The organism is Acidovorax sp. FG42, from assembly GCF_057809195.1.
On the sequence record NZ_JBMDJM010000033.1, the window covers coordinates 1 to 2501 of the forward strand.

Below are 2501 nucleotides of genomic sequence, written 5' to 3' on the forward strand. Positions count from 1 at the left end.
TGTTGATTTCCACGCAGAAGTGACCCACTAACCCCCGGGATTTCCATCCAAACCTGACCCACGTACTAACCCTAACCTGCTGCTTTGTTGAGCAGCAGGAGACCAGGAGTGATAGACGTGGCAACACTGAGTGTCATCAGGCGCTGGGCCCTGCGAGAGCAGCTGTCCATCAGGGAGATCGCCCGCCGCACGGGCCTCTCGCGCAACACCATCCGCAAGTACCTGCGCGCAGGCGAGGCCGAGCCGCACTACGCCAAGCGGGTCAGCCCTTCCAAGCTCGATCCCTTCGCATCGAAGCTCTTGGGATGGCTCAAGACGGAAGCTGGCCGATCCCGCAAGCAGCGGCGCACCGTCAAGCAGATGTACGCCGATCTGCAGGCGCTGGGCTATACCGGCTCCTACAACCGGGTCGCGGCCTTTGTTCGCCTCTGGCAAGAACAACGCCTGGTGGCCCAGCAGACCACCGGCCGCGGCACCTTTGTGCCGTTGGCCTTCGGCCCCGGCGAGGCGTTCCAATTCGACTGGAGCGAGGACTGGGCAGTGCTCGCAGGTGTGCGCACCAAGCTGCAGGTGGCTCACTTCAAACTCAGCCACAGCCGGGCGTTCTACCTGCGTGCCTATCTTCTGCAGACGCACGAGATGCTGTTCGATGCCCACAACCATGCGTTCGTCGTGCTGGGCGGTGTGCCCCGCCGAGGCATCTACGACAACATGCGCACCGCCGTAGACCGCGTGCGCCGTGGCAAGAAGCGCGACGTCAATGCGCGCTTTGCGGCCATGGTGAGTCACTTCCTGTTCGAGGCCGAGTTCTGCAACCCGGCCTCGGGCTGGGAGAAGGGCCAGGTAGAGAAGAACGTGCGCGACGCCCGCCATCGCCTGTGGCAGGTGGTGCCGCCATTCCCGAGCCTGCCCGATCTGAATGCCTGGCTTGAGGAGCGCTGTGTGGCCCTGTGGCACGAGATCGAGCATGGCAAGCTGGCTGGCTCCGTCGCGGATGTCTGGGCTCAAGAGAAGGCAACCTTGATGCCGATGCCTCGGCCCTTCGATGGCTTTGTGGAACACACCAAGCGCGTCTCGCCCACCTGCCTGATCCACTTCGAGCGCAATCGCTACAGCGTGCCAGCGCCGTATGCCAACCGGCCTGTGAGCCTGCGGGTCTACGCGGACCGCCTGGTGGTCGCTGCCGAAGGCCAGATCATCTGTGAACACCAGCGCCTGATCGAGCGCAACCACCATGGCGCTGGGCAGACCGTCTATGACTGGCGCCACTACCTGGCGGTGCTGCAGCGCAAGCCCGGGGCATTGCGCAATGGCGCTCCCTTCCTGGAACTGCCAGTGGCCTTCAAGCGCCTGCAGGCCGCTCTCTTGAAGCAGCCAGGCGGCGACCGAGAGATGGTGGAGGTTCTGGCTCTGGTGCTGCACCACGATGAACAAGCTGTGCTCGCCGCAGTGGAGCTGGCACTGGAGTCAGGGGCTGCCAGCAAGACCCACATCCTGAACGTGCTCCACCGCCTGCTGGACGGTAAGCCCGCCCCAGCACCGGTCACCTCGCCCCAGGCCCTCAAGCTGTCTGTGGAACCCCAGGCCAACGTGCTGCGCTATGACCAATTGAGGGAGGTGCGCTATGCGTCATGACCCTGCCATCGCTTCCATCGTGATCATGCTGCGCGAGCTCAAGATGCACGGCATGGCCCAGGCGGTTGCGGAACTGGCTGAGCAAGGTGCGCCGGCCTTCGACGCAGCGCAGCCCATCCTGTCCCAACTGCTCAAGGCCGAGACCGCCGAGCGGGAGGTGCGCTCGGTGGCCTACCAATTGAAGGTGGCCAGGTTCCCGGCGTACCGGGACCTGGCTGGGTTTGACTTCGGCCACAGTGAGGTGAACGAGGCACTGGTACGCCAGCTGCACCGCTGCGAATTCTTGGAGAACGCCAACAACGTGGTGCTGGTGGGTGGCCCGGGTACGGGCAAGACCCACATCGCCACAGCCCTCGGGGTGCAAGCCATTGAGCACCATCACCGCAGGGTGCGGTTCTTCTCCACGGTGGAGCTGGTCAATGCACTGGAAGAGGAGAAGGCCAACGGCAAGCCCGGACAGTTGGCCCACCGGTTGGCCTATGCCGATCTGGTGATCCTGGATGAACTGGGCTACCTGCCATTCAGCACGTCAGGAGGAGCCTTGCTGTTCCACCTGCTGTCCAAGCTGTACGAGCGCACCAGCGTTGTGATCACCACCAACCTGAGCTTCAGCGAATGGGCCAGTGTGTTCGGGGATGCCAAGATGACCACGGCACTGCTGGACCGACTCACGCATCACTGCCATATTCTGGAAACCGGCAACGACAGCTACAGGTTCAAGAACAGCTCCGCACAGCAACCATCACAGACCACCAAGAAGGAGAAGACAAGCAAGAACTTATCCACAACGTGAGCGTGAAGCTCACGAACCAGGGTGGGTCAAGATTCGATGGAAATGGTGGGTCAGCTTTGCGTGGAAATCAACA

2 protein-coding genes are annotated in these 2501 nt (G+C 62.7%); both read left to right on the forward strand.

The window, feature by feature from the left end:
- The first annotated feature begins 108 nt into the window (after nucleotides 1-108).
- A complete protein-coding gene (gene istA, locus ACODSM_RS22390) occupies nucleotides 109-1635 on the forward strand; it encodes an IS21 family transposase (protein WP_488806940.1) in 1527 nt (508 codons plus the stop codon).
- Entirely contained in the window at nucleotides 1625-2428 is an 804-nt protein-coding gene (gene istB, locus ACODSM_RS22395; protein ID WP_488806941.1) for an IS21-like element ISThsp10 family helper ATPase IstB, read from the forward strand. The genes istA and istB overlap by 11 nt, the downstream gene beginning before the upstream one ends.
- Nucleotides 2429-2501 lie beyond the last annotated feature (73 nt).